We start from the raw sequence: 24,163 nt of genomic DNA, 5'->3' as shown, positions 1-24,163 counted from the left end.
GCGGCAGGCTCGATGGTCGCGGGCGGACTTGCTACCGCATTGTTCCGCCCGCAATCACCACATCGCCGTCATCCACTCTTGCCAGGATTTCCGTGCGGAAAGCTCCGGCAAGGAAGCTGGTATGCTCCAGCAGCAAGGCGACGGCGGCGACGGCCATGATGGCGAACGAGGCGCGACGAGACCTTCTCATAATCTTACGCCTGAATATGCAGACTGCGACCCGGTCGGCCGTCAGGAAGTATCATTGCAAAATACCCGTTCTGAAATAGCCGGCGCCCAAAACCAACTGTCGACAAGATGAATACGATCCCCGGCACAAGAAGAACTGTAAGTTTTTCAGACGCCATTCCCGCACAACGGGTATGCATTGTCTCGCCAAAATACGTTTTTTGATGAAAAATCATAGGCCTGCCGTATTGCTCCACCGGGAACTTGTCATATGTAATCTTTGGTATATGTCGCTTTAATCTTTTCCCAAGAAATTTAAGCTAACAACTAAAATATTGCCTTTGAATATATGAGGAGTATCGCCGGATGAATACGGCTGTCGCGCCCAAGGTGCAGGTTCCCGATGTTGCGGGTCAGATCACCTATGCCATGCGCTCGATGGGCGTTGCCCCGATACCCCGCAACTACGAACTCTTCTACGAGGCCTATATCGGCTCCAATCCTGCCCTTACCCGAGAACTTGCGGCCCTCGGCGCCCATGCGACACAGGCCGAACTCGACGCGCTCGGCACGCAATATTTCAACACGAGCCCGGCCCGGGTCTTCGACGACGCCCATAGCCGCATATCGGGCGAACTCGACGGGTTGCTGCGAATCCTGAGGCAGGAGCAGAGCTCGCTCGAAAGCTATACCAGACTGCTCGGCGAGACCCACAAGCGCATCACCTCGAAGAGCAATGCCAGCGTCGAACTGATCGAAAACGCGATCGAACTTTTAAGCCAGGCGACTGGGGATACCATGGCGCATGGCGAACGCACCGTCGAGGACGTCGTCCAGCGCTCTCAGGAGATGGATCAGGTCCGCAAGGAACTCGACGAATATAAGCGCATCGCCAACACCGACTCGCTGACACGCCTTTCCAACCGCCGCGCCTTCGACGACCGCCTTGCTGCCGTTTTCAACAATCCAGGCATGCGGCCGGTGACGGCCCTGCTGCTCGCCGACATCGACAATTTCAAGAAAATCAACGACACCTACGGCCATCCCGTCGGCGACAAGATCCTCGCCACCGTCGCCTCGGTAATCCGCAGCAATGTCCGGCGCGACGTCTTCGTCGCCCGTGCCGGCGGTGAGGAATTCGCGCTGATCATCGAGGGCAACACAGCCGAGGAAGTGACGGCGATCGCCGAGCGCATCCGCCGCACGCTGGAGACCACCCCCTTCAAAAACTCCCGCACCCGGGTGAACTACGGCCCGATTACCGCCTCGATCGGCATCTGCATGGCCTCGAATGCCGAGGATGCCGGCGAGCTTTACAGCAAGACCGACATCGCCCTTTACGGCGCCAAGAATGCCGGGCGCAACTGCATCGTCCTCTATCAGGACGGGATGCAGAAGGACTTCAGCAAGAGCTGGCTGATCTACAAAGCCTGACGGCTTTCACCACATCGTCTTCGCCGCGCGACCGGGCCATTCCCGGTCGTAGGTTTCCTGGTCGAAATCGCCGACGGCCGCCTTCAGCATCTGTCCCGGCGTCGGCAGGCCGGCGGGATCGGTGAACTGTTCGACGTTCCACAGTTCGGCCCGCATCACGGCGCGCGCGCACTGGAAATAGACCTCGTCGATCGAGATGACGACGACCGTCCGCGGATGTTTGCCGTCCATCTCAAAGCCCCGGAGCAGCGTCTCGTCGTTGGAGACGACGCCGCGGCCATTGATGCGCATCGTCGTGTTCGAGCCGGGGATCAGGAACATCAGCGCAAGCCTGGGATCACGCACGATGTTGGAAAGCGAATCGACGCGGTTGTTGCCGCGCCAGTCCGGCAGATGCAGCGTCTCGTCGCCGACGACACGCACCACGCCGCCGAGATCGCCGCGCGGCGAACAGTCGAGCCCCTCCGGCCCGACGGTCGCAAGCGCGGCAAAAGGCGAGATCTCGATCATCTGACGGTAAAGCGGCGTCAGTCGCTTGGTCACCTTGTCGACCGAGGCCTGCGATAGGCCTGCGCCATAGATCGTATTGAGTTCTTCGATGCTGCTGATGATTTTCATGGGGCGTCCCGCCGCGGCTTGATCTTCGCGCCGGACGCTACAATGCCGCGCGCCGCGCCGGAAGCTCAAAAATCGGAATGATCTCCGCATCTTTTTTGATGCATTCGAGCTCCTCATGCGCCTCCTCTTCGAGGAAGGCCGCGACTGCTCCAAGGACCGGAGCCGCGCCGACGATGCGCCGATGCCCGAAGCCGTTCGCCCAGAACAGCCGTACACGCTTGCCCGCCGCACCATAACGCCTGGCATGCGCCGACGAGACTTCCTTGTCGTCCTCCGCGTGAACCACGAGCACCGAACTCGAGATCGTACCTGCCGTATTGCCGGCGTCGAAATCCTCGAGTTCTCCGACCGGTGACGCGATGAACCTCATTCTCCAGCACCGCCTGCGCAGCGGCGCCAAGGCCGATCAGCCGGCCGAAATCGGTGAACAGCCAGGCCATCTCGCTGGGCGCGCCGATCAGCACTAGCCGCTCGCCAGTGACCGGTGCCGCGTCTGGCAGGAGGGCCGCGGCCGAGACCATCAGCGCTGCACCGCCGAAGGAATGGCCGATTGCCGCATCGAATGCCCCGAATCGCTCCTCTGCCGCCGCGATCGCCTCGACAGCAAGCCCCATATGCAGGAAGCGTCCGCGCGCACGACCGTGACCGGGAAAGTCGAGCGCCACGACCTCGGCACCCGTTGCCGCCAACGTCGAAACGAGATCGGCCATATAGACCGCACTGGAACCCCAGCCATGGGTGACGAGATAGCGCTTGCGCTTGCCCAGCGCCCCGCCGTTCAGCCGGTAGGCATGGGCTTTCGCGCCGCTGGAAAGCTTGAGGACGAAACGCTCGGCGCCCGCAAGCCGTGCCGCACCAGCCGCATGCGCCGCCTTCGCCTTGCCGCCCTTCGGACGCTGCGATGGCGTGCGGCAAAACAGCAGAAACGCCGCCCTGCCCGCCAGCTGGGGAGAAACCGCTTGCAGAGCCAAAAATCCCAGGCGGATGACCTTGAGCGCGAAATTTGCCATAGTGGGAATCCAAATACGTTCAACACTGAACAATAAAGTACAACGATGAACAAAAATCAATCCCTTCCCTGGGATCATCCGCGTTTTCGCAGCTGGATCGCGGTGGCGCGCGCCTGCCAGCTGATGCAGCAGTCGCTGACCCGCTCGCTGGCCGATCTCGACATCAAGCCGCCGCACCTCGACATTCTGGTCAATCTCTACCGCTTCGAAGGCATCTCGCAGCAGGAGCTGGCGCGCAAGCTCTTGGTCGGCCGCTCCAATATGAGCATGCTGCTGCCGCAGATGGAAAAACGTGGGCTGATCGAGCGGCGCGGCGACTCGCGCGACAAGCGCGTGCTGCGCCTCCACCTCACTGAAGAAGGCCGCAAGCTGACCGAGGCGGCGATGGCGATCCAGACCGATCTCATCGAACGCACGCTCTCCGACGAGCCGATCGAGCAATGCATGGCGACCGCCGATTCAATGGAGCGCATCATCGCCACGCTGCTCAAGGATCTACGTGACGACGACGATTGATCTCAATGCAGCGTCGGCGCCGCCGCCGTGCCGGTCAGCGAACGGTATTCCCAGGCCGCGACGATGATCAGCACCAGCGTCGCCAGAATGCCCAGCAGATAGATCTCGATGAAGTGTGCTGCGAAGGTAAGCAGGATCAGGAAGACGAGGCCGGCGAGATGCGACAGCGGCAGCTGCCTGATGGTCGCGCCCTTGAACCAGAGATTGCCGATCAGGAACAGACCGGAGCCGCCAAGCACCGCCGCGGCGATGCCGAGATCGCCCACCTCGTGCGGATGCGAGAACATGAATTCGACCGCCACCGCATGCACGATGATGCCGGCAAGGATCGGGATGTGCCCATAGGTGAAGGCCAGCCGCGCCAAAGCTCCCGGCGTCTCCTCATGTTCGATGCGGTGGGCGGCACGACCGTGGCCGAAGCGGAAATAAAGCCACCACATGGCAACCGTGCCGACGAAGCCGGTGACGAAAACGATGCCCGTCAGCCCCGACACCGGCAGCTCCGAAAAAGTGCGGCCGGACACGAGGATCGCCTCGCCGAGGCAGATGATGACGAAGAGCGCGCACCGCTCGGCCATATGGGCGCCGGAAACATCCCAGTCGCTGGCCTGTGAGCGGCCGAGGCCGGGTACGGCAAAACCCGCCGCCGGACCGGCATATTCGATCGCCAGCGCGATCATCCAGGCGATTAGCCGGGCTTCATGCTCGAGCAGCCCGCCGGCGATCCAGAAGACGCCGGCCACCGCAAGCCAACTGGTGATGCGGACAAAATTCAGCGTGTTGGCGCGGTCGACGCGCGTCATCGCATAGGTCGTAAACAGCGAGCGGCCGACCTGCATCGCCACATAAGCGCCAGCAAAGAGCAGCCCCTTGTCGCCGAAAGCTTCGGGAATGGAGGCTGACAGCACAAGCCCCAGCATCATCAGCGTCACCAGCATGCCGCGCACCGGCATCTTGTCGGGATCTAGCCAGTTCGTCACCCAGGCAGTGAAGATCCACACCCACCAGACCGCAAAGGTCATCAGCGCCGCTTCGGCCGCACCGAGCGGCGTGTAATGGGCGGCAAGCGCATGCGAAAGCTGCGAGATCGAAAAGACGAAGACCAGATCGAAGAAGAGCTCGAGGAAGGTCACCTTGCTGCCCGCGGCGCTGCCTTTGGCGCGCAGCCAGTTCTTGCTATTTGCCTTCGCCATAAGTCCCCCGACGGCCGGTTATTTTTCAGTTCAGCGCGGCTTTTCCGCCGTGTCGCGGTTCATACCCTTTTCCCTGAGCTCTTCCTCATAGGCCGAAAACAGCTCCGCCCCCCGTTCGCCGAGCTCACGCAGATAGGTCCAGGTGTAGATGCCGGTATCGTGCATATCGTCGAATCCGATCCTGACGGCGTAATTGCCGGTCGGCGTCATCGAGATGATTGCCACGTTGCGCTTGCCCGGCACCGTCACCTTCTGCCCCGGCCCGTGGCCCTGCACCTCGGCCGACGGCGACAGCACGCGCAGGAGTTCGGCCGACAGGTCGAAGCTCCGGCCGTCGTCGAAGGTTATCGCCAGCCTCTGCCGGTCTTTCGAAACACGAAGTTCGCTCGGCCAGGTATCGCTCATGTCTATCACCCTCTTTCCCCTGGAGAAGTAGGCGTTCACCTTTTTGGAGGCAAGCGCAAATTAGCGTGTGCGAAATCCGTTTCCCTTGACGGCGCAATCACATATGCACAAATAGAAAGATATCGCTTGAAAACGGGCGTTCGGTCTGGCGCGTTTCAGATCCGCTCGCGGAGGAATTGGTGAATACGAGAATAGGAACGATAGGCAACGCATCGCCGCTGGCGGCAGATGCACATCCGATGATCGACCCTTTCGGCCGGGCGGTCACCTATCTCCGCGTCTCCGTCACCGACCGCTGCGATTTCCGCTGCACCTATTGCATGGCCGAGAACATGACCTTCCTGCCGAAGAAGGACCTGTTGACGCTGGAAGAGCTCGACCGGCTCTGTTCCGCCTTCATCGCCAAAGGCGTGCGGAAGATCAGGCTGACCGGCGGCGAGCCGCTGGTGCGCAAGAACATCATGTATCTGGTGCGCCGGCTCGGCGAGAAGATCGGCTCCGGCCTCGACGAGCTGACCCTGACCACCAACGGCTCACAGCTGTCGCGCCATGCCGAGGAGCTTTATGAGTGCGGCGTGCGCCGCATCAACGTCTCGCTCGATACACTCGATCCCGACAAGTTCCGCAAGATCACCCGCTGGGGCGATTTCGCCAAGGTCATGGAAGGTATCGATGCTGCTCAAAAGGCCGGGCTGAAGATCAAGCTCAACGCCGTGGCGCTGAAGGATTTCAACGATACCGAAATGCCCGATCTCCTGCGCTTCGCCCATGGCCGCGGTATGGATCTGACGGTCATTGAAACCATGCCGATGGGCGAGATCGACGAGGACCGCACCGACCAGTACCTGCCGCTCTCCGAGCTGCGCGCGGATCTGGAGAAACAGTTCACGCTGACCGATATCGACTACCAGACCGGCGGCCCGGCGCGTTACGTCAGGGTCACAGAGACCGACGGCCGCCTCGGCTTCATCACGCCGATGACCCATAATTTCTGCGAGAGCTGCAACCGTGTGCGCCTGACCTGCACCGGCACGCTCTATATGTGCCTGGGCCAGAACGACGCCGCCGATCTGCGCGCCGCATTGCGCGCCACCGAAGACGACGCCCTCCTCCACGCCGCCATCGACGAAGCCATCACCCGCAAACCCAAGGGCCACGACTTCATCATAGATCGCACGCATAACCGCCCGGCGGTCGCCAGGCACATGAGTGTCACGGGCGGGTGATAAGCTGGCGGGAATGCCCACACCGCCCACCCTCATTCCTGTGCTCGTCACAGGAATCCAGCCACCGCGCGTCCGCGCGGTGAATGAGGCAATACGACGGTTGAAGAAGTCTCTCGCGCCCAAGGACTTGGGCGCACTGGATTCCTGTGACAAGCACAGGAATGAAGGAGAGTAGGTTGATGCCTGCGCCAGATTTTCTGCCGTAGAGCGTGGCGTCAGCAGTGGCCGCCCTCGTCCTTCGAGGCCCCTCCGGGGCACCACAGGATGAGGTCGGAGAGAGGACATCGCCTGGCGCACCGGACGTCAGCACAAACCCCTCACCCAGGCTTACGCGCACAAATCGCAAACCGCTCCTGCACCATGCGCTCGAGCCCCCTGAGAAACGGCATCTTGCGCGCCTGCGCCCAGTGAATATCCCCGAGCTTGCGATCGACGACGATGTCCACGAAGCCGGCCTTGCGCAGAAGATCGACGACCGCTTCCGCCGGCATCTCATGCGAAAAATGCACGCGAGAGCGGATCTTCTGGTGCCGCGCCATCATCTCAGGCGACATATGGCTCGCCGCAGGCTTGCCTGATATCTTCGTCCAGAGCTTCTGCAGGCCCTTGACCCAGGTTTCCCGACCCATATTGCCGTCGAGGATCAGCACCTTGCCGCCCGGCTTCAACACCGCGAACCATTCCTTGAAGGCCGAAGCCGGATCGACCAGCGTCCAGACGAGATGCCTGTTGGTGATGACATCGTAGCTGTCGCGCGGCTCCATGGTGTTTTCGGCGTCGCCGGACACGAAACGAATATCCGTGCCGCGCTTCTTCGCCTTGGCGCGCGCCTGCGCCAGCATCGCATCCGACCAGTCGAGGCCGGTGACCTTGAAACCGACATCGTTCATCAGATGCGAGATCACGGCGGTGCCGCAGGCAAGATCGAGAGCCGCGCGACCCTGCCCCTCGCCGAGATGCTTTCGGATCAGCCGCTGCCAGCCCTTCCGCTCGCCTTCCGAAAAGATTTCATGGCCGACGCTCTGGTCGAAGGTCGCCGCCCTCTCCGACCAGAAATCACGGATTTCATCGCGGATCGAGTAATTTGTATTCATCGAATTCATCTCAAGTGCCCCGGCATCGGATCAGTTTGGAAACGCTCTAAAACATATAACTTGATTCATAAAGTCATATTTCCTATGCCTGCGGACATTATTCAGACGTCAGGGGAATTTCCAGATGAATTTCGTGAAAATGCTCGCAGTTTCCGCCGCTGCGATTGCCGGTTTGATGCCGCTTTCGGCCTGGGCGCAGTCCTTCACCATCAAGGATGTGGCCGGCCGTGAAGTCAGCTTCGAAAAGCCGGTCGAGCGTGTGATCCTTGGGGAAGGCCGCATGCTCTACGCCGTCGCGCCGATCGAGAAGGAAGATCCCTTCGCCAAGATCGTCGGCTGGCGTAACGACCTCTGGACCACAGACAAGGATGGCTTCAATGCCTATGTCGAGAAGTTTCCCAAAGGCAAGGACCTGCCCTTTCTCGGCAACCTGACCGACGGCACGCTGCAGACCGAGACGGTCGTCAAGCTTGATCCCGACGTGCTGCTGCTGCCGATCGGCAACAAGACCGCCGCCGACGAGGTCAAGCTCGAAGAGATGCTGAACGGCATCGGCGTCAAGATCGTCTATATCGATTTCCGCGAGCACATTCTCGCCAACACCGAGCCGAGCCTGAAGATCCTCGGCAAGCTCTTCGGCCACGAGGACCGCGCCGATGCCGTCGCCGCCTATTGGAAAGAGCAGATGGCGCGCGTCACCGACAAGCTCAAGGCCGCCAACCCGCCGAAGCCGAAGGTCTTCATGTACCGCGCAGCGGGCCTGGTGGAGTGCTGCGGCACCTTCGGGCCTGATAATTTCGGCCTGATGGTCGATTCGGCCGGCGGCCACAATCTCGGCTCCGATTTCCTGCCGGGCTATACCGGCTCCATCAACGCCGAACAGGTCGTCGCCTCCAATCCTGAGGTCATCGTCGTCACCGGCTCCAACTGGAGCCAGACCAAGAATGCCAAGGACTATGTGAATGTCGGCCCGAGCGCTGCTTCTACCCTCGGCGACAGCCGCAAGGTGCTGAACACGCTGATGGAAAACCCGGCCTTCACCGGCTCCAAGGCGGTCGCTGGCGGCAATGTCCATGCGATCTGGCACCAGTTCTATACCAGCCCCTACCAGTTCGTCGCTGTCCAGCAGCTCGCCAAGTGGTTCCACCCCAACCTCTTTGCCGATCTCGATCCTGACGCCACCTTCAAGGAATTCCACGAGAAATTCCTGCCGGTCGCCTATCAGCCGGGTTACTGGGTCGACGTCAAGGCGAGCCAGTAGTCCGAAATGGCCGAGATCGCCGCCACATCGATTGAAGCCGAAGCCGGGAGGGAGCGTTACCGCGCCCTCGCCCGGCGCAAGCTTCTGATCCTTGCCACCATGACGGCGGCGCTCTGCCTGTCCTTCGCCGTCGACCTCGCCTGGGGCCCGGCCCGCTACAGCCTCGCTGAGATCGTCGCCGCCCTCCTCGACCCTTCCTCCGTTTCCGATCAGGTGCGGGCCGTCGTCTGGAACATCCGCATGCCGGTCGCCCTGATGGCCATCATCGTCGGCGCGTCACTCTCCGTTGCCGGCGCGCAGATGCAGACGATCCTCGCCAATCCGCTCGCCAGCCCCTTCACGCTCGGCATTTCGGCCGCCGCAAGTTTCGGCGCCGCGCTCGCGATCGTCACCAGCGTGCCGCTTCTGCCTGTCGCAGCCGGCCTGCTCGTGCCGGTCAATGCCTTCATCATGGCGCTGATCGCCACGCTCTTCATCCATTTCGTTTCGCAGGCCCGCGGCGTCTCGGTGCAGACGGTGGTCCTGCTCGGCATCGCGCTGGTCTTCACCTTCAATGCGTTGCTCGCCTTCCTGCAATATCTCGCTTCCGAACAGGCGCTGTCGGCAGTCGTCTTCTGGACGATGGGCAGCCTCACCAAGGCCACATGGCCGAAGATCTGGGTAACGCTTGCCGTCCTGCTGATCGCCCTCCCGCTCTTTGCCCGCAATGCCTGGGCGCTGACGGCCATGCGTCTCGGCGAGGACAAGGCCGCAAGCTTCGGCGTCAATGTCCGCCGCATCCGGCTGGAAACCATGCTTGTCGTCTCGCTGCTTGCCGCAGTCCCCGTGAGCTTCGTCGGCACCATCGGTTTCGTCGGCCTGGTCGGGCCGCATATCGCCCGGATGATCCTCGGCGAGGATCAGCGCTTCTTCCTGCCGGGCTCGATCCTGTCAGGCGCGCTGCTTCTGTCGCTGACCTCGATCGTCTCGAAGTCGATCATTCCCGGCGTCGTCTTCCCGATCGGCATCATCACCGCGCTGGTCGGCGTGCCCTTCTTCTTCTCGCTCATCCTCTCGAACAGGAGCCGGTCATGGTAGCCCTTCAGTTACAGTCGGTCGGCGCCTATCACGGCCGCAAGCTTTTCGTCGAGAACGTGACGACGCCGGTGATGAAATCGGGCGAGATCGTCGCAGTCATCGGCCCGAACGCTGCCGGCAAGTCGACGCTTTTCAAGCGCATCACCGGCCTGCTCAAGGGCCCGGGTAATGTCGTCGTCGAAGGCTCGAAGGCAAAAAACGCCATCAGCTACATGCCGCAGGATACCTCGGCCAATGCGGTGCTGACGGTCTACGAATCTATCCTGCTCGCCCGCAAACAAGGCCAGTCCTGGGCGGTCGGCGACGGCGACCTGCGCTTCATCGACGAGATCATGGCAGTACTCGATATCACCGCGCTGGCCTTCCGCGATCTCGGGGCGCTGTCCGGCGGCCAGCGCCAGCTCGTCTCGATCGCCCAGGCGCTCGTCCGCGAACCCGAAATCATGCTGATGGACGAGCCGACCAGCGCGCTCGATCTTCACCGCCAGGTCGAAGTACTCGATTTCATGCGGCGCCGGGCCCGCGCCAAAGGCATGCTCGTGCTCATCGCCATCCACGACCTCAACCAGGCGCTCCGCTTCGCCGACAAAGTCCTCGTCATCGCCAATGGCCGTATGCACGCCTGCGGCGCCCCAAGGGACGTCGTCACTGCCGAAATGCTGCGGGAAATTTACAGGGTCGAAGCCCGAGTGGAGAGGTGCTCGATGGACCACGATCATGTCATCGTGGATGGGACCGCGCATTGACGCGAGAGAGCCTATCCTGAGGCGCCAATACCCAAGAGAGCCTCATCCTGAGGCGCGTAGCCCATAGGCGAAGCCTCGAAGGACGAGGCGGGCGCTCCACCTGCCCTCTTCAGTCGATCAATCGCTGCGCCGTAAACTTGTCCGTAACGAGCATGTCGATGACCCCAACGCGGAGCGCGCCTGCGATCGCGTCGGTCTTTTTGGCTCCGCCGGCAAGGGCGATGACCCGGTCCACCCGTTCGAGGTCCTCGAGTGGAAGCCCTATGACCCGGTCGTCCAGGGGAGTTTTGACCGGCTTGCCGTTTTTATCGAAGAAGCGCAGCGAGATATCGCCGACGGCGCCCGCTTCCGCGAGATCGGACAGTTCCCGAGACGAAAAGATATTGCCGGACCGAGCGAGAAGTTCGGAGGGTTCGACGGCTCCGATGCCGACAATCGCCAGCGTTATGCTGCCGAACAGGTCCATCGTCTCGCGGACGAACGGGTCGGCCTGCATCAGAAGTTTTGCCTCTCTTGATGTCGTAACACCCTGCACGGGCAGCAGTTTCGGCTCGGCGCCGGTCAGCCGCGCAAGCCGCGTGGTCAGCTGCGTCGCATGCGTCTGCACGGACGGATCGCCCATGCCTCCCAGGGTCTGGACGACGTACTTCGCCTGAGCGCTCTTCTGCGGATGAATGTTCTCGACCATCTTGAAGATGGTCTGGCTCCAACTGGAAACGCCGATAATCTCCCCCGGCGCAAGCGTCACCTCCAGGAGATGTGCGGCCGCCTCGCCGATACGGGCCATGATGGCTCCGTCCCGATCTTCCGTGCATTCGACGACGATCGCCTCCGGCAGATCGTATTTTTCGCGAAGCGCGCTCTCGAGCTCGCTGTAGGTGCCGACGGGAGGGATCACGCTCGTTCGGACGATATCTTCAGCTTCGGCACGCTTGAGCATGCGCGATACCGTCGCCTGCGACAGGCGAAGGTGTTGTGCGATCTCCGCCTGCCGCCGTCCCTCGATATGATACATCTGGGCGACTCTTGAAATGAGGCGGAGTTCGTTGAGGCGAGTCATCGCTGATCCCAGAGTGAATTTTTATTCACCTTTAGCCTGTGTTTCGCGGGACGTCGAGCGGGCAAGCGCATCATTCCAGATCTCGAGAAGAACCGCTCGATCCACGGGTTGCGGCTCAATGGTTTGGGTGTTCCGCGGCAGCTCCGAGACAATATGGAGATCGCTCCACAAGCCGAGTGACAGCCCCGCCAGATAGGCAGCGCCCAGAGCCGATGCCTCGGGGGCTTCGCATTGGATCACGGGATGGTCGATGAGGTTCGAGACGCATTGCATCAGGAAACGGTTCTGGCTCGGCCCCCCATCCACATAAAGCGCGCCGAGCGCGTCGCCGCTCTGTGCCCGCATGGCGGCGATCACGTCATGCACCTGGAAGGCGATGGAATCGGTGACCGACCGCGCCATCTGCGCGCGTGTCGTATTGAAGTTGATCTGGGAGAACAAAGCACGGGCGTCGGAATTCCAGTAAGGCGCACCGAGCCCGACGAAGGCCGGCACGAAGCCAGGCGCGCCCGGCTCGGCGCTCGCCGCAAGTTCGACAAGGGCGGCGACGTCAGCCAGGCCGAGAATGTCCGCCATCCAGGGAAGACTGGCGGCGCAAACGAGGATATTGCCCTCGAAGGCGAAAGTCGGGTTTCCCGCGATGCGCCATGCGACGGTGGTTGTGATGCCGTTGCGCGGGGCAATGAATTGCGGCAGCGTCGTCATGACCGAAGAGCCGGTTCCGAAGGTCACCTTGCCATCGCCCGGCTTGAATGCTCCATGGCCGAACAGAGCTGCGTGGCTGTCCCCGATCGCGGCCATGATAGGCGTGCCATCTGGCACCCCTGGCAATCCTTGCGTTCTGCCGAAATCGGCTGAGCTGTCGAGCACCTCGGGCAGGAGCGCGATATCGACGCCGAAGATCTCGCCAAGCTCCTCGCTCCATCTCTGTTCCCGGAGATCGAACAGCTGGCTCCTGGCGGCATTCGAAGCGTCGCAGACATGCCGGCGCCCGCCCGTCAGGCAGTGCACGAGCCAACTATCGATCGTTCCCAGCCGGACGGGTCGCCCGGCCGGAATCCGGTCGAGCAACCAACGGAATTTCGAACCCGGAAACATCGGATCCAATGGTAAGCCGGTCAACGCCTGCACACGGTCAAGGCGACCTTCGGCAATGAGACGTTCGCAATCCGGTGCCGTTCGACGGCACTGCCAGCTGACCACTGGTCCGAGCGCATCTCCCGTATCGGCGTCCCAGGCGGTGACGGACTCGCGCTGATTGGAAATGGCAATGGCCTCGATCGTCACATTCGGGCCGGCCTTCAGACAGGCATCGACCGCTTCGCAAACCGATGCGTAGAGCCGGCGCGGATCTTGTTCGACCCAGCCCTCCCTCGGATAGGAGATGCCGACAGGAGACGAACCTCTGCCGATAATTTCTCCCGTCTCGGAAACGAGAACTGCCTTTGAATTGGTCGTACCCTGGTCAATCGCCAGAATTACCCGCATTCTATCCTCCACAGATCAGGCGGCGGCCGCGGCGGCAAAATGCGCCCAGCCGCTTCACGCGATCACCAGTTATTTGCGCTTGATAAGCGCCTGTGCAGCGTCGGCGATTGCGGACGGCGCCATCCCGTATTCGTCCAGCAGGAACTCTGCCGAACCGGTCGGGGCGTAGACGCCGGGAACGCCGAGACGTTTCATCGGGACTGGGGCATTGTCGACCACCACTTCGGCGACCGCGGAGCCGAGCCCGCCAAAGATCGAATGCTCTTCGGCCGTGACGATCGCCCCAGTTTCCCTAGCCGCGGCGATAATGGCCTCCTCATCGATCGGACGAACCGTTGCGAGGTTGAGCACCCTGGCATCGATGCCGCGCTCTGCGAGAAGCGCGGCAGCCTTCACAATGCGATGAGTTAAAGTGCCGTTGGCGATAAGGGTGACGTCGGAACCCTGACGAAGGAGATTTGCTTTGCCAAGTTCGAACCTGTGCCCCTCCGGAAGAAGGTCGGGCACACCGACACGCGACAGACGCAGGAAACAAGGCCCGTTATAGGTCGCTGCCCACGCAACGGCGGCAGCAGTTTCGATGCGGTCGCATGGCGCAATGACGGGAAGGTTGGGCAGGACCCGCGTCCAGGCGAAGTCTTCGATCGAGTGATGTGTCGGACCGAGTTCGCCATATGCCATTCCGGAAGAAATGCCGATCAGCTTGACGTTGGCATTCGAGTAAGAAATATCGGCCTTGATCTGCTCCAGCGACCGCCCGGTGAGAAACGGAGCAGCGCCGCACACGAAAGGAAGCCGTCCGCCGTTGGCAAGGCCTGCTCCAACGCCGACCATGTTCTGCTCTGCGATGCCGACATTGACGAGGCGTTCCGGAAACCTCGACTTGAAGCCGCCGAGCTTGGAGGAACCGACGGAGTCGTTGCAGACGGCAACGATCGTTTCGTTTTCAGCTGCCAGCCGCTCGAGCGTAGAGGCGAATGCATCGCGGCAATCGTAGAGCTTGGGTGGGTTTATGGGCGCGTTCATTACAGGGCCTCCGACAATTCTGCCAATGCGATTTCGTATTGTTCCTTGCTCGGGACCTTGTGGTGCCAGTCGACCCGGTCCTGCATGAAGGAGATTCCATGGCCCTTGTTGGTATGGGCGACGATGCAATGCGGTTTCGACCCCCGGTGTTCGAGGGCCGGAACAATTTCGCTCATATTGTTCCCGTCGATCTCGGTGACCTCCCAATCGAAGGCCTCAAGCTTCGGACGAAGCGGAGCGAGATCATTGGTTTCAGCAAGCGCCGCGCCCTGCTGGAACCTGTTGTGATCGATGACCAAGGTCAAGTTATCGAGCTTGAACTGGGCTGCCGCCATGATCGCTTCCCAATTGGAGCCCTCTTGCATCTCGCCGTCGCCGGTGACGACGTAGGTGTGATATCCAGCGCCCGAGAGTTTAGCGGCTTTCGCCATTCCGACTGCAACCGGAAGACCGTGACCGAGCGGCCCGGTATTCGTTTCGACGCCGGGAACCTTATTGCAATTCGGATGCCCGTTCAGCCTCGAATGCGGCTGCAAAAAGGTGGAAATCTCCTCCTCTGGGATGAAGCCGCGTTTTGCGAGCGTCACATAGAGAGCGCATGCCGTATGTCCTTTTGAAAGAACGAACCTGTCGCGGTCGGGATGTCTCGGCTGATCCGGCCAGACATTCAGCACACGAAAATAGAGCGCCGTCAAAATGTCGATGACCGACATCTCCCCGCCAATATGACCGGCACCCGCTTCAAAAACCGCCTGCAGATCGCGCAATCGGATCTCGCGGGCGATGCGCTCAAGTTCTGTCGTATCCATGGATTCCTCTTGTGCATAAATATTCAGTTATCAATATTTTTGCACACAAAGCCGATTAGTCAAGCCCTTTAAGCAGAGCCAGTGAGGGACGGACCTGCAAGAAATCTTGTTGACAGCCGGAAAGCAAGTTGTTAATGAATTTTCCAACAGGCGTGAATAATTATTCTCTCCTGAACGAATATCGGATACAAGCCTAGGCAGAGGGAGGAGCAATGGTGGCGCTCGATATCAATGAACACGGGCTTTCGTCCGGCGCCTGGCTGAGCAAGCTCAAGGGAGCGACCGGCCCGCTGGTGGGGCTGCTGGCGCTGTGCGTCTTTCTGAGTCTCAGCACAGACACGTTTCTTTCGGTTCGAAACGGCCTCAACATCCTCGACCAGATCACCGTTCTCGGCATCATGGCGGTCGGAATGACCTTCGTCATCCTGATCGGCGGCATCGATCTGTCCGTCGGCTCGGCGCTCGCCCTGGCGATGATGGTCATGGGCTGGACCGCCAATGTCGCCGGTCTTCCGCTGCCCCTCGGGATCGCCTTTGCGCTGATCGCATCGGCCGTTTCCGGCCTGATCGTCGGACTTCTGGTGACGCAGTTCAGGGTTCCGGCCTTCATCGCCACGCTTGCGATGATGTCGGCGGCTCGCGGCGTTGCGAACATGATCACCGACGGCCAGCAGATCGTCGGCTTCCCCGACTGGTTCATGATGCTGGCAATCGATCGCCATTTCGGCGTCATGACTGCCACGGTCTTCCTCATGCTCGCGGTCGTTCTTGCGGCGTGGCTCTTCCTGCACTTCCGGTCGGAAGGCCGCATGCTCTATGCGGTGGGCGGCAACCCCGAAGTCGCGCGCCTGGCCGGCATCAACGTCCCGCTCGTGACCATAGCCGTCTATGTCGTCAGCGCCGTCCTTGCGGGGCTCGCAGGCATCGTGCTCGCTGCCCGGCTGGATTCCGTCCAGCCTTCCAGCGGTCTCGGCTATGAACTGGACACGATCGCCGCGGTCGTCATCGGCGGGACGTCGCTCTCCGGCGGCGCCGGCGGCATCGGGGGAACGCTGATCGGTGTGCTGATCATCGGTGTGCTTCGCAACGGCCTCAACCTTCTCAACGTCTCGCCCTTCCTGCAGCAGGTGATCATCGGGATCGTCATCGTGCTCGCGGTCGGCGCAGAGACCATTCGCCGGCGTCGCGCCTGACGCTCATGCTCCGCCGCGTTGGCGGACACGGAATTCCGTCCCGGAAATTCGGGGCGGATCAATAACCCCAGGGGGAGGACATACCCTAGGGTCCATCAAAAACGGAGGAACTACAATGAAAATTGCGCGCACCATGCTCGCGTCCGCTGCACTGCTCGGCCTCATGCTCGGTCCCGTACACGCGGCGGAACTGAAGAAGCTCGGCCTGGCCGTTGCCAACCTTCAGGCAAACTTCTTCAACCAGATCAAGCAATCGGTCGAGGCCGAAGCCAAGAAACGCGGCATCGAAGTCATCACGGTCGACGCGAAGGGCGACGGGCCGACGCAGGTCAACCAGATCCAGGATCTTCTGACCCAGAAAATCGACGCGCTGATCTACATCCCGGCAGGTGCGGCAGCGGCGACTGTTCCGGTCAAGCTCGCGAAGAACGCCGGAATCCCGGTCGTCAACGTCGACCGCAACGCCGAGGGCGCGCCGGGCGATACATTCCTTGCAACGGATTCCGTCGCGTCTGCCAAGGCGGTGTGCGACTACATCCTGAAGGAAGCCGGCGGCAAGGGAAAGATGGTCATCATCCATGGCCAGAAGGGTACGACGCCGGAAGTCGATCGCTCGAAGGGCTGCGCTGAATCGCTCAAGGCCTATCCTGATGTGAAGGTTGTCGCCGAGCAGTTCTCGAACATCTGGAGCCAGGACGAAGGCTTCCAGATCATGCAGAACATGCTGCAGGCAAACCCGGACGTTTCGATCGTCTTCGCACAGGCCGACGGTCTCGCGCTTGGCGCCGCGCAGGCGATCAAGGTCGCCAATCCCTCGCAGAAGATCGTGGTCGGCGGCTTCGATGGCGACACCGCGGCTCTCGAAGCGCTCAGCAAGGGCGTCTTCAACGTGACGGCGACGCAGCAGACGCAGAAAATGGGCCGCGATGCAGTCGAAAACGCCGCCAAGCTTGTCGCCGGTGAAAAAGTGCCGCCGGTACAGCTCTTGGATGCCACGCTGACAACCAAGGAAAACGTCGCAGGCTTCATCGCCAACCATCCGTGATGAAGTCGAGGTCTTGAGGAGGTGTGCCGTGACCGATCCAGTTCTTTCCCTGAGGGGCATATCCAAGTGGTATGGGCCACTCCAGGTTCTGAAGGATGTCAGCTTGGACGTCTATCCGGGCGAAGTGGTAGCACTTCTCGGTGAAAACGGAGCGGGCAAGTCGACGCTGTCGGGCATCATTGCCGGCTCACGCACGCCGTCCGAGGGATCGATGACATGGCTGGGGCAGCCTTATGCCCCGGCCACCCCACGCGAAGCGATCGACAAGGGCGTTGTCCTGATCCATCAGGAACTGCAGCTTCTGCCGCAACTGTCGATCGCCGAAAATGTCTTCATTGGACGCTGGCCGATGAAGAACGGCGTCGTCGACCGGGCTCAGATGGTTCGCCGGGCCCAGGACCAGCTCGCGCGTTTGAACCTCCATATACCGGCAACACGAATGGTCGCCGGTCTTTCAACCGCAAATCAACAACTCATCGAAATCGCCAAGGCGCTTGCCCTCGATGCGAAACTCCTGATCCTCGATGAACCGACAGCCGCCCTTGGCGGCGCGGAGACGGAAGCTCTCTTCGAGCAGGTTCGCAAGCTCCGGTCGGAGGGTGTCGGCATCGTCTACATTTCCCACCGCATGGAAGAGATCAAGCAGATAACCGACCGGATCGTCGTTCTTCGCGATGGGCAGCGGGTGCAGGAATTCTCAGACAGCGCGACCCCGGTACGAACGATTGTCGAGAGCATGGTCGGACGCCCGCTCGACCGCTTGTTCCCTACCCTGCCGGTTCCGACGGACCGTCCGGTCCTTGAGGTGTCCGGCCTGAGCTCACCGGACAATTCGTTCCGTGACGTGACCTTCGAGGTGCGGGCCGGCGAAATTCTCGGCATCGCCGGACTGGTCGGCGCTGGCCGCACCGAGCTGGTGCGGGCGATTTCGGGAGCAGATCCAATCAGTGCAGGCTCGATCAAGCTCGAAGGCGAGGAACTCAGGCTGCGCGATCCGGCTGACGCGATCGCCAAGGGCATCGTGATGGTTCCCGAAGACCGCAAGGCGCAGGGTCTGATCGTCGGACACCGGATCAGCGAGAACATTATCTACGCCAATCTGGATAAACTGGGCGGAGGCTGGATTACGCCGCGTGTCAAGCGCTCCTTCGCGGAAAAGGCGGTTGCCAAGTTCGGCGTCAAGGGCCGCGCCGAGCAATACGCCTCCGACCTTTCCGGCGGCAACCAGCAGAAAGTCGTGATCGCGAAGTGGCTCTTGCGCGATCCCAGGGTCGTGGTGCTCGACGAACCAACGAGAGGCATCGACGTCGGCGCCCGGGCGGGCATCTACGACATCATCGTCAACCTTGCCAAACAGGGCGTAGCGGTCATCGTCGTCAGCTCGGACCTCGAGGAAGTTCTCGGAGTTTCCAATCGCATTCTCGTGCTTGCCCAAGGCAAACAGGCGGGCATCCTCGATCGTGACCAGGCCAATGACGTTTCGGTCATGGAGCTAGCTACCATCTAAACAGACAGAGAAAGGAAGAGCGGTGTCCGACATCACTCTGAACGCCCCGAAGCTTTTCGATCTCAGCGGCCAGGTTGCCATCGTCACCGGCGCCGGCAGCGGCATCGGCCAGCGCATTGCCATCGGCCTTGCGCAATGCGGCGCCGACGTGGCGCTGCTTGACCGTCGAACCGACGACGGACTTGCCAGGACGGCTGAACATATTCGCGCCGCCGGCCGCCGCTCGATCGAGATCGCGGCTGACGTTACGAGCAAATCTTCCCTCGCAGAGGCAGTCGCACGAACCGAAACGGAGCTCGGCGCCTTGACGCTGGCCGTCAACGCTGCAGGCATCGCCAACGCAAACCCGGCGGAAGATATGGAGGAGGATCAATACCAGACGTTGATGGATATCAACCTGAAGGGCATATTCCTGTCCTGCCAGGCCGAGGCCCGCGCCATGCTGAAGAATGGACGCGGCTCCATCGTCAACATTGCCTCCATGTCAGGCGTCATCGTCAACCGGGGCCTTAGCCAAGCGCATTACAACGCCTCCAAGGCGGGCGTGATCCATATGTCGAAGTCCATGGCGATGGAATGGGTCGACCGCGGCATTCGCGTCAACACCATCTCCCCCGGCTATACGGCAACGCCGATGAACACGCGTCCGGAGATGGTTCACCAGACCAAGCTTTTCGAAGAGCAGACGCCGATGCAGCGCATGGCAACGGTCGACGAGATGGTCGGTCCGGCCGTCTTCCTCCTGTCGAACGCAGCAAGTTTCGTGACCGGCGTCGATCTTCTCGTCGACGGCGGTTTCTGCTGCTGGTGATGCGATCAGAACGCTAATTTTAGGACTTGAACCGATCTCGCTTCCTCCCTGGCTGAGATCGAGGCGCTGAAGGGACCGACGGGCAAGACGGCGCACGATATCGCCGCCTGCCCGCCCTTCGCGCTGATCGCACGAGCTGTCGCGGCCGCTTGAGCTTCGACAATGATCGCAGGGCAGGTCGCGCCCAGATTTGCCGTTTATCGACGGATACCGGGAAGGAAAGAGCATGAAACGCTTCGAAAACAAGACTGTCGTCATCACCGGGGCCAGCCGCGGCATCGGCGCCGCCATCGCCAGGCGCTTTGCGCGCGAAGGCGCCAATCTCGTGGTCTCGGCCAATGAGGATCTCGTCCACGGCGTCGCCGAGGGCATCCGAGCCGAAGGCGGCAAGGCGATCTCCTTCATCGGCGACGTCACCGACAAGGCAAGCGTCGTCGCCCTCTACGATGCGGCTGAGAAGGAGTTCGGTTCTGTCGACGTCTCGATCCAGAATGCCGGCGTCATCACCATCGCCCGCGTCGAGGACCTGACCGAAAACGAGTGGGACAAGGTCATGGCCGTCAACACCAAGGGCGTCTTCCTCTGCGCTCAGGAGGCGATATCGCGCATGCGCAAGCACAAATGCGGCGGCCGCATCATCAACACCGCCTCCGGCCAAGCCCGCGACGGCTTCATCTACACCCCGCATTATGCCGCCTCGAAAATGGGCGTCGTCGGCATCACCCAGAGCCTGGCCAAGGAAGTCGCGACCGAAAACATCACCGTCAACGCCTTCTGTCCCGGCATCATCGAAACCGACATGTGGGCCTATAACGACCAGGCCTGGGGCAAACTGCTGGGCAACTACGCCCCAGGCGACCTGATGAAGGAATGGGTCGAAGGCATCCCGATGAAACGCGCCGGCTCTGGCGAAGACGTCGCCGGCCTGGTCACCTTCCTCGCCAGCGACGACGCCGCCTACATCACCGGCCAGACGATCAATGTCGATGGCGGGTTGATCATGTCCTGAGCCCAGGGAGGTGACGGTGGCCGACCCCGTCCTTCGAGCCCCCTGCGGGGCACCTCAGGATGAGGTCGGAGAGAGGCTGCGACTTGTGGCTCATAAGAGAGCGGAGCAGCAAGCCAGATCCCACTTTGCATGGCATGGCACTTAGGGGCGCCAGCCCTCGCACACCGATAATCCAGCCCGCGGTAGCCCTCATTCTGAGGTGCGTAGGCCGCAGGCCGGAGCCTCGAAGGACGAGGGCGGGTGGCTCGACCTGCAAAATGCCGAGCCACCCTCACCCACCTACGTTCGGCTGATCGAAACCCCGCCATCGGCGAGCATCGCCGTGCCTGTCACGAAGCTCGCCATATCGGACGCCAGGAACAGTGCCGCATTGGCGATCTCCTCCGGCTGGGCCATGCGTTTCAGCGCATGCAACCCCTCCACAAATGCCAAGACTTCCGGCGTAGCATCCGGCGCATTGGTGATGCTGGCCGGCGTGTCGGTGCCGCCGGGAAGCAGGGCGTTGACGCGGATGTTCTGCCGCCCGAGTTCGGCGGCGAGCACCTGGACGAAGCCGATCAGCCCTGCCTTGCTTGCCGCATAGGCAGCCATCCCGGGCATGCCGGCAGTGTGGCCGACGAAGGTCGAGGTGAAGATCAGCGACCCGCCGCCTTCTCCCATCGCTGCCGATTGATGTTTGGCGCCGAGAAAGGCGGCGGTGAGATTGGTCTCGAGCGTCTCGCGCCAGCCGTCCAGCGACAGCCCGGCGACCGGCCCCATCTCGCCGAGGATGCCGGCATTGTTGAAGCCGATATCGAGCCGGCCGAAGCGCGAGACTGCCGTATCGGCAAGCCTTGCCTGCAGCGCCTCGTCCCTGACGTCGCCCGATATCGCGACGGCCTGCCCACCCTCCGCCTCGATTTCGCCGACGACGGCATCGAGCGCCGCCTGTCGCCTTCCGGTGACCACGAGCTTCGCACCTTCCCGCGCAAAGAGTTTCGCCGCCGCGCGGCCGATGCCGGAGCTTGCGCCGGTGATGATTGCGACCTTGTCGTTCAGAAGTGTCATGTCCGTTTCTCCTCAGTTGTCGAGGCATCCCTCTCAAACATCGGGCGACGCAGCCACCCGTTTCCCGCGCGGAAAAACAAAAACCGTCGACAGTCGATGTTTTCGAGCAGTGATCAACTCAATCGCCGAAGGAGGAAGGAGCCTCGATCGCCGCATCGAAAATATCGAAATTCGCGTTGTAAAATGCTGATTTGCGGGGCTTTCCAAATGCGTGCCTGCCGCAACGTCAGCACCATTGTGCGCCGCATCATCGATTTCTGTCGGGTGTGACATTCATCCGATTCCCTTCATGGTTCTTCCCGACTAAGAAGGGGCGCACAGGTAAAGGGAATCTCTTCATGCCGCGGTCACGCAATACTGAGGGCGCCATCTATATGAGCATGGCGATGGCCGGCTTTTCCGCGAGCGATGCTCTCTCCAAATCGGTGATCGCCTATATGAACGCAGGCGAGATCATGTTCCTGCGCGGCCTCTTCACCAGCCTGCTCGTCTATCTGATCGCCAGGAAAATGGGCGCCCTGCGCTCCTGGCGCATCGTTCTCAAGCCGGTCATCATCCTCCGCATCATCTGCGAAATGTTTTCCGCCGTCACCTATATCACCGCGCTCGGCATGATGCCGATCGCCAATGCCTCGGCGATCCTGCAATCGCTGCCGCTGGTCGTCACCTTCGGTGCCGCGCTGTTCTTCCGCGAGCCCGTCGGCTGGCGGCGCTGGTCGGCGATCCTGGTCGGCCTCGTCGGCGTCATGATCATTATCCGCCCCGGTCCGGAGGGTTTTACCGCCGCCGCCCTGCTCTGCGTCGGCGCGGTGCTGACGACGGCCGGCCGCGATCTCGCCACCCGCTCGATCGATCCGGAGATTCCCTCGCTGATGATCACCGTCATCACCGCCATTTCCATCTCCTTCTTCGGCGCTTTGCTCATCCCGGCGCTCGGCGGCTGGCAGCCGGTCAGCGCCACGTCGCTCGGGCATCTGCTGCTCGCCTCGGTGCTGGTGCTCGTCGGCTACCAGTCGGTCATTCTCGCCATGCGCACCGGTGAAATCTCCTTCGTCGCGCCGTTCCGCTATACCAGCCTGATCTTTTCCTCGCTGCTCGGCTTTTTCTTCTTCACCGAAGTGCCCGACAGCCTGACGCTGCTCGGCGCTGCGATCGTCATCGCTTCCGGCCTCTATACGTTCTATCGTGAAGCCAAGCGCCGTGTGCCGCCGATCGCGCAGGAATCCGCGCCGCGCTCACCGGTTTGAGGCAGGATGATGACGGAGTTCTCGCTCGACAGATCCGATATAGCAGGCATCGTGCTGGCCGGCGGCCGCTCACAGCGCATGGGCCGCGACAAGGCGAGCGTGACGCTCGGAACCGAAAGCCTGTTGCACCATGTCCTGAGCCGCCTCGCGCAGCAGGTCGCCGCCGTCGCCGTCAACGCCGATGTCGCCGCAGAAGATGCGCCTGTCGTCCCCGACCGTTTTCCCGGCAAGGCCGGGCCATTGGCCGGCATCCATGCGGCCATGCTCTATGCCGCCGGCCTTCCCGGGATCACCCATGTCGTCACCGTCTCGGTGGATTGCCCGTTCTTCCCGGCCGATCTCGTCGTCCGGCTGGCGGCAGCGCTCGAACGACCGTCGCAGATCGCCATCGCTGCTTCCGAAGGCCGCAGCCATCCCGTCTTCGGCCTCTGGCCGGTGACGCTCGCCGCCGATCTCGAAGCCTGGATCGCCACCGACGAGAAACACCGCGTGCGCGACTTCCTGTTACGGCATGACGTTACGGAAGTGGCGTTTCCGCTGCATCCGACCCGCGCCAGCCTGCTCGATCCCTTCTTCAACATCAATACGCCGGACGATCTTGTCGAGGCGCAACGCTGGCTGGAGGCCCTTCGCGTATGACCGCACCCAAAATCTTCGGCATCGCCGGCTGGAAGAACTCGGGCAAGACGGGGCTCGCCGTCCGGCTGGTGACGGAGTTTACGCGCCGCGGCTACAGGATCTCGACGATCAAGCATGCCCATCATGATTTCGACATCGACAAGGTCGGCGCCGACAGCTACCGCCACCGCGAGGCCGGCGCCCACGAGGTCACCATCGTCTCCGGCACCCGCTACGCCATCATGCACGAGCTGCGCGGCGCGCCCGAACCCGAGTTCGAGGAAATCCTCGCCCGTCTCGCCCCCTGCGATCTCGTTCTGATCGAAGGCTACAAGCGCGAGCCCATCCCGAAAATCGAGGCCCGCCGCCTGGAGGCTGCCAACCGCCAACCGCTGGCGCCGAGTGATCCCCATATCTGCGCCATCGCCGCAGATCATGCTGTCGTCGATACGTCCCTGCCCGTCTTCGATCTGGACGACACAGGCGCCATTGCCGATTTCATCGCCGGCGTCGTCGGGCTCGAAGAGGCCCGATCGTAAGTCCCGGGATCCGGGT

At 61.8% G+C, this 24,163-nt stretch carries 25 protein-coding genes; 14 read left to right on the top strand and 11 right to left on the bottom strand.

The window, feature by feature from the left end:
- Positions 1-31 precede the first annotated feature (31 nt).
- Complete coding sequence (locus tag MHI61_RS11610; protein WP_239792119.1) at positions 32-190, bottom strand: hypothetical protein; 159 nt, start codon at positions 188-190, stop codon at positions 32-34.
- A gap of 344 nt (positions 191-534) precedes the next feature.
- Here MHI61_RS11610 and MHI61_RS11605 point away from each other — a divergent pair, with 344 nt between their 5' ends.
- Positions 535-1,602: a GGDEF domain-containing protein gene (locus tag MHI61_RS11605; protein ID WP_239792118.1), complete on the top strand. Its 1,068-nt coding sequence runs from the start codon at positions 535-537 to the stop codon at positions 1,600-1,602.
- Positions 1,603-1,608: 6 nt separating this feature from the next.
- Here MHI61_RS11605 and MHI61_RS11600 read toward each other — a convergent pair whose 3' ends face one another.
- Together MHI61_RS11600 and MHI61_RS11595 are read right to left on the bottom strand one after the other, a co-directional pair.
- The gene (locus MHI61_RS11600) at positions 1,609-2,220 is read right to left on the bottom strand and encodes a pyridoxamine 5'-phosphate oxidase family protein (RefSeq protein WP_239792117.1); all 612 of its coding nucleotides are present in this window, start codon (positions 2,218-2,220) and stop codon (positions 1,609-1,611) included.
- A gap of 113 nt (positions 2,221-2,333) precedes the next feature.
- Positions 2,334-3,230 carry an alpha/beta hydrolase gene (locus tag MHI61_RS11595; RefSeq protein ID WP_239792116.1) on the bottom strand — a complete coding sequence of 299 codons (897 nt, stop codon included), beginning with the start codon at positions 3,228-3,230 and terminating at the stop codon, positions 2,334-2,336.
- Between the two features lie 45 nt (positions 3,231-3,275).
- On the opposite strand from MHI61_RS11595, the gene MHI61_RS11590 reads away from it, so the two are divergent.
- Positions 3,276-3,746: a MarR family transcriptional regulator gene (locus MHI61_RS11590; protein ID WP_239792115.1), complete on the top strand. Its 471-nt coding sequence runs from the start codon at positions 3,276-3,278 to the stop codon at positions 3,744-3,746.
- 2 nt (positions 3,747-3,748) lie between these two features.
- On the opposite strand, the gene MHI61_RS11585 is transcribed toward MHI61_RS11590, so the two are convergent.
- The gene (locus MHI61_RS11585; RefSeq protein WP_239792114.1) at positions 3,749-4,939 is read right to left on the bottom strand and encodes a low temperature requirement protein A; all 1,191 of its coding nucleotides are present in this window, start codon (positions 4,937-4,939) and stop codon (positions 3,749-3,751) included.
- A 30-nt stretch (positions 4,940-4,969) separates the two neighbouring features.
- Positions 4,970-5,344 carry a DUF971 domain-containing protein gene (locus MHI61_RS11580; protein WP_239792113.1) on the bottom strand — a complete coding sequence of 125 codons (375 nt, stop codon included), beginning with the start codon at positions 5,342-5,344 and terminating at the stop codon, positions 4,970-4,972.
- 179 nt (positions 5,345-5,523) lie between these two features.
- On the opposite strand from MHI61_RS11580, the gene moaA reads away from it, so the two are divergent.
- Entirely contained in the window at positions 5,524-6,570 is a 1,047-nt protein-coding gene (moaA, locus tag MHI61_RS11575) for a GTP 3',8-cyclase MoaA (RefSeq protein ID WP_239792112.1), read from the top strand.
- 317 nt (positions 6,571-6,887) lie between these two features.
- Here moaA and MHI61_RS11570 read toward each other — a convergent pair whose 3' ends face one another.
- Complete coding sequence (locus tag MHI61_RS11570) at positions 6,888-7,673, bottom strand: methyltransferase domain-containing protein (protein WP_039620103.1); 786 nt, start codon at positions 7,671-7,673, stop codon at positions 6,888-6,890.
- A 115-nt stretch (positions 7,674-7,788) separates the two neighbouring features.
- On the opposite strand from MHI61_RS11570, the gene MHI61_RS11565 reads away from it, so the two are divergent.
- The 3 genes from MHI61_RS11565 to MHI61_RS11555 are packed head-to-tail and all read left to right on the top strand — an operon-like array spanning position 7,789 to position 10,748.
- Positions 7,789-8,925 (top strand): ABC transporter substrate-binding protein, encoded by a 1,137-nt coding sequence (locus tag MHI61_RS11565; protein ID WP_239792111.1) that lies wholly within the window; start codon positions 7,789-7,791, stop codon positions 8,923-8,925.
- A gap of 6 nt (positions 8,926-8,931) precedes the next feature.
- A complete protein-coding gene (locus MHI61_RS11560) occupies positions 8,932-10,002 on the top strand; it encodes an iron ABC transporter permease (RefSeq protein ID WP_239792110.1) in 1,071 nt (356 codons plus the stop codon).
- Positions 9,996-10,748 (top strand): ABC transporter ATP-binding protein, encoded by a 753-nt coding sequence (locus MHI61_RS11555; RefSeq protein ID WP_239792109.1) that lies wholly within the window; start codon positions 9,996-9,998, stop codon positions 10,746-10,748. The genes MHI61_RS11560 and MHI61_RS11555 overlap by 7 nt, the downstream gene beginning before the upstream one ends.
- Positions 10,749-10,857: 109 nt before the next feature.
- Here MHI61_RS11555 and MHI61_RS11550 read toward each other — a convergent pair whose 3' ends face one another.
- The 4 genes from MHI61_RS11550 to MHI61_RS11535 form a co-directional block, all read right to left on the bottom strand.
- Positions 10,858-11,808, bottom strand: a complete 951-nt coding sequence (locus tag MHI61_RS11550; RefSeq protein WP_239792108.1) for a sugar-binding transcriptional regulator — start codon at positions 11,806-11,808, stop codon at positions 10,858-10,860.
- Positions 11,809-11,829: 21 nt separating this feature from the next.
- Positions 11,830-13,296, bottom strand: a complete 1,467-nt coding sequence (locus MHI61_RS11545) for an FGGY-family carbohydrate kinase (RefSeq protein ID WP_239792107.1) — start codon at positions 13,294-13,296, stop codon at positions 11,830-11,832.
- A gap of 69 nt (positions 13,297-13,365) precedes the next feature.
- A complete protein-coding gene (locus MHI61_RS11540) occupies positions 13,366-14,322 on the bottom strand; it encodes a transketolase family protein (RefSeq protein WP_239792106.1) in 957 nt (318 codons plus the stop codon).
- Positions 14,322-15,131: a transketolase gene (locus MHI61_RS11535; protein ID WP_239792105.1), complete on the bottom strand. Its 810-nt coding sequence runs from the start codon at positions 15,129-15,131 to the stop codon at positions 14,322-14,324. The genes MHI61_RS11540 and MHI61_RS11535 overlap by 1 nt, the downstream gene beginning before the upstream one ends.
- Positions 15,132-15,343: 212 nt before the next feature.
- Between MHI61_RS11535 and MHI61_RS11530 the strand changes: the two genes are divergently transcribed.
- From MHI61_RS11530 to MHI61_RS11510, 5 genes are all read left to right on the top strand, one after another.
- Entirely contained in the window at positions 15,344-16,324 is a 981-nt protein-coding gene (locus MHI61_RS11530) for an ABC transporter permease (protein ID WP_239792104.1), read from the top strand.
- Positions 16,325-16,439: 115 nt separating this feature from the next.
- Complete coding sequence (locus MHI61_RS11525; RefSeq protein WP_239792103.1) at positions 16,440-17,369, top strand: sugar ABC transporter substrate-binding protein; 930 nt, start codon at positions 16,440-16,442, stop codon at positions 17,367-17,369.
- 28 nt (positions 17,370-17,397) lie between these two features.
- Positions 17,398-18,876: a sugar ABC transporter ATP-binding protein gene (locus MHI61_RS11520; protein ID WP_239792102.1), complete on the top strand. Its 1,479-nt coding sequence runs from the start codon at positions 17,398-17,400 to the stop codon at positions 18,874-18,876.
- 22 nt (positions 18,877-18,898) lie between these two features.
- The gene (locus MHI61_RS11515) at positions 18,899-19,687 is read left to right on the top strand and encodes an SDR family oxidoreductase (RefSeq protein ID WP_239792101.1); all 789 of its coding nucleotides are present in this window, start codon (positions 18,899-18,901) and stop codon (positions 19,685-19,687) included.
- Positions 19,688-19,913: 226 nt separating this feature from the next.
- Positions 19,914-20,696: a glucose 1-dehydrogenase gene (locus tag MHI61_RS11510; RefSeq protein WP_239792100.1), complete on the top strand. Its 783-nt coding sequence runs from the start codon at positions 19,914-19,916 to the stop codon at positions 20,694-20,696.
- A 279-nt stretch (positions 20,697-20,975) separates the two neighbouring features.
- Here MHI61_RS11510 and MHI61_RS11505 read toward each other — a convergent pair whose 3' ends face one another.
- On the bottom strand, positions 20,976-21,743 hold the full coding sequence (locus MHI61_RS11505; protein ID WP_239792099.1) for an SDR family oxidoreductase: 768 nt from the start codon (positions 21,741-21,743) through the stop codon (positions 20,976-20,978).
- A 338-nt stretch (positions 21,744-22,081) separates the two neighbouring features.
- On the opposite strand from MHI61_RS11505, the gene MHI61_RS11500 reads away from it, so the two are divergent.
- Genes MHI61_RS11500 through mobB form a run of 3 tightly spaced genes read left to right on the top strand, consistent with a single transcriptional unit; the run spans position 22,082 to position 24,147 of the window.
- The gene (locus MHI61_RS11500) at positions 22,082-22,990 is read left to right on the top strand and encodes a DMT family transporter (RefSeq protein ID WP_239792098.1); all 909 of its coding nucleotides are present in this window, start codon (positions 22,082-22,084) and stop codon (positions 22,988-22,990) included.
- A 9-nt stretch (positions 22,991-22,999) separates the two neighbouring features.
- Entirely contained in the window at positions 23,000-23,629 is a 630-nt protein-coding gene (gene mobA / locus MHI61_RS11495) for a molybdenum cofactor guanylyltransferase MobA (RefSeq protein WP_239792097.1), read from the top strand.
- Positions 23,626-24,147 (top strand): molybdopterin-guanine dinucleotide biosynthesis protein B, encoded by a 522-nt coding sequence (mobB, locus tag MHI61_RS11490; protein ID WP_239792096.1) that lies wholly within the window; start codon positions 23,626-23,628, stop codon positions 24,145-24,147. The genes mobA and mobB overlap by 4 nt, the downstream gene beginning before the upstream one ends.
- Positions 24,148-24,163: the final 16 nt, after the last annotated feature.

Source organism: Rhizobium sp. K102, assembly GCF_022385315.1.
Lineage (GTDB): Bacteria > Pseudomonadota > Alphaproteobacteria > Rhizobiales > Rhizobiaceae > Rhizobium > Rhizobium croatiense.
The sequence above is the reverse complement of the archived record's forward strand: the minus strand, read 5'-3'. Positions and strand labels throughout refer to the sequence as shown.

Excerpts from the sequence above, each read along its gene's own strand:
- MHI61_RS11610 (WP_239792119.1), bottom strand. The coding sequence starts at position 190 with ATGAGAAGGTCTCGTCGCGCCTCGTTCGCCATCATGGCCGTCGCCGCC.
- MHI61_RS11605 (WP_239792118.1), top strand. The coding sequence starts at position 535 with ATGAATACGGCTGTCGCGCCCAAGGTGCAGGTTCCCGATGTTGCGGGT.
- MHI61_RS11600 (WP_239792117.1), bottom strand. The coding sequence starts at position 2,220 with ATGAAAATCATCAGCAGCATCGAAGAACTCAATACGATCTATGGCGCA.
- MHI61_RS11595 (WP_239792116.1), bottom strand. The coding sequence starts at position 3,230 with ATGGCAAATTTCGCGCTCAAGGTCATCCGCCTGGGATTTTTGGCTCTG.
- MHI61_RS11590 (WP_239792115.1), top strand. The coding sequence starts at position 3,276 with ATGAACAAAAATCAATCCCTTCCCTGGGATCATCCGCGTTTTCGCAGC.
- MHI61_RS11585 (WP_239792114.1), bottom strand. The coding sequence starts at position 4,939 with ATGGCGAAGGCAAATAGCAAGAACTGGCTGCGCGCCAAAGGCAGCGCC.
- MHI61_RS11580 (WP_239792113.1), bottom strand. The coding sequence starts at position 5,344 with ATGAGCGATACCTGGCCGAGCGAACTTCGTGTTTCGAAAGACCGGCAG.
- MHI61_RS11570 (WP_039620103.1), bottom strand. The coding sequence starts at position 7,673 with ATGAATTCGATGAATACAAATTACTCGATCCGCGATGAAATCCGTGAT.
- MHI61_RS11565 (WP_239792111.1), top strand. The coding sequence starts at position 7,789 with ATGAATTTCGTGAAAATGCTCGCAGTTTCCGCCGCTGCGATTGCCGGT.
- MHI61_RS11560 (WP_239792110.1), top strand. The coding sequence starts at position 8,932 with ATGGCCGAGATCGCCGCCACATCGATTGAAGCCGAAGCCGGGAGGGAG.
- MHI61_RS11555 (WP_239792109.1), top strand. The coding sequence starts at position 9,996 with ATGGTAGCCCTTCAGTTACAGTCGGTCGGCGCCTATCACGGCCGCAAG.
- MHI61_RS11550 (WP_239792108.1), bottom strand. The coding sequence starts at position 11,808 with ATGACTCGCCTCAACGAACTCCGCCTCATTTCAAGAGTCGCCCAGATG.
- MHI61_RS11545 (WP_239792107.1), bottom strand. The coding sequence starts at position 13,296 with ATGCGGGTAATTCTGGCGATTGACCAGGGTACGACCAATTCAAAGGCA.
- MHI61_RS11540 (WP_239792106.1), bottom strand. The coding sequence starts at position 14,322 with ATGAACGCGCCCATAAACCCACCCAAGCTCTACGATTGCCGCGATGCA.
- MHI61_RS11535 (WP_239792105.1), bottom strand. The coding sequence starts at position 15,131 with ATGGATACGACAGAACTTGAGCGCATCGCCCGCGAGATCCGATTGCGC.
- MHI61_RS11530 (WP_239792104.1), top strand. The coding sequence starts at position 15,344 with ATGGTGGCGCTCGATATCAATGAACACGGGCTTTCGTCCGGCGCCTGG.
- MHI61_RS11525 (WP_239792103.1), top strand. The coding sequence starts at position 16,440 with ATGAAAATTGCGCGCACCATGCTCGCGTCCGCTGCACTGCTCGGCCTC.
- MHI61_RS11510 (WP_239792100.1), top strand. The coding sequence starts at position 19,914 with ATGAAACGCTTCGAAAACAAGACTGTCGTCATCACCGGGGCCAGCCGC.
- MHI61_RS11505 (WP_239792099.1), bottom strand. The coding sequence starts at position 21,743 with ATGACACTTCTGAACGACAAGGTCGCAATCATCACCGGCGCAAGCTCC.
- MHI61_RS11500 (WP_239792098.1), top strand. The coding sequence starts at position 22,082 with ATGCCGCGGTCACGCAATACTGAGGGCGCCATCTATATGAGCATGGCG.
- mobA (WP_239792097.1), top strand. The coding sequence starts at position 23,000 with ATGACGGAGTTCTCGCTCGACAGATCCGATATAGCAGGCATCGTGCTG.
- mobB (WP_239792096.1), top strand. The coding sequence starts at position 23,626 with ATGACCGCACCCAAAATCTTCGGCATCGCCGGCTGGAAGAACTCGGGC.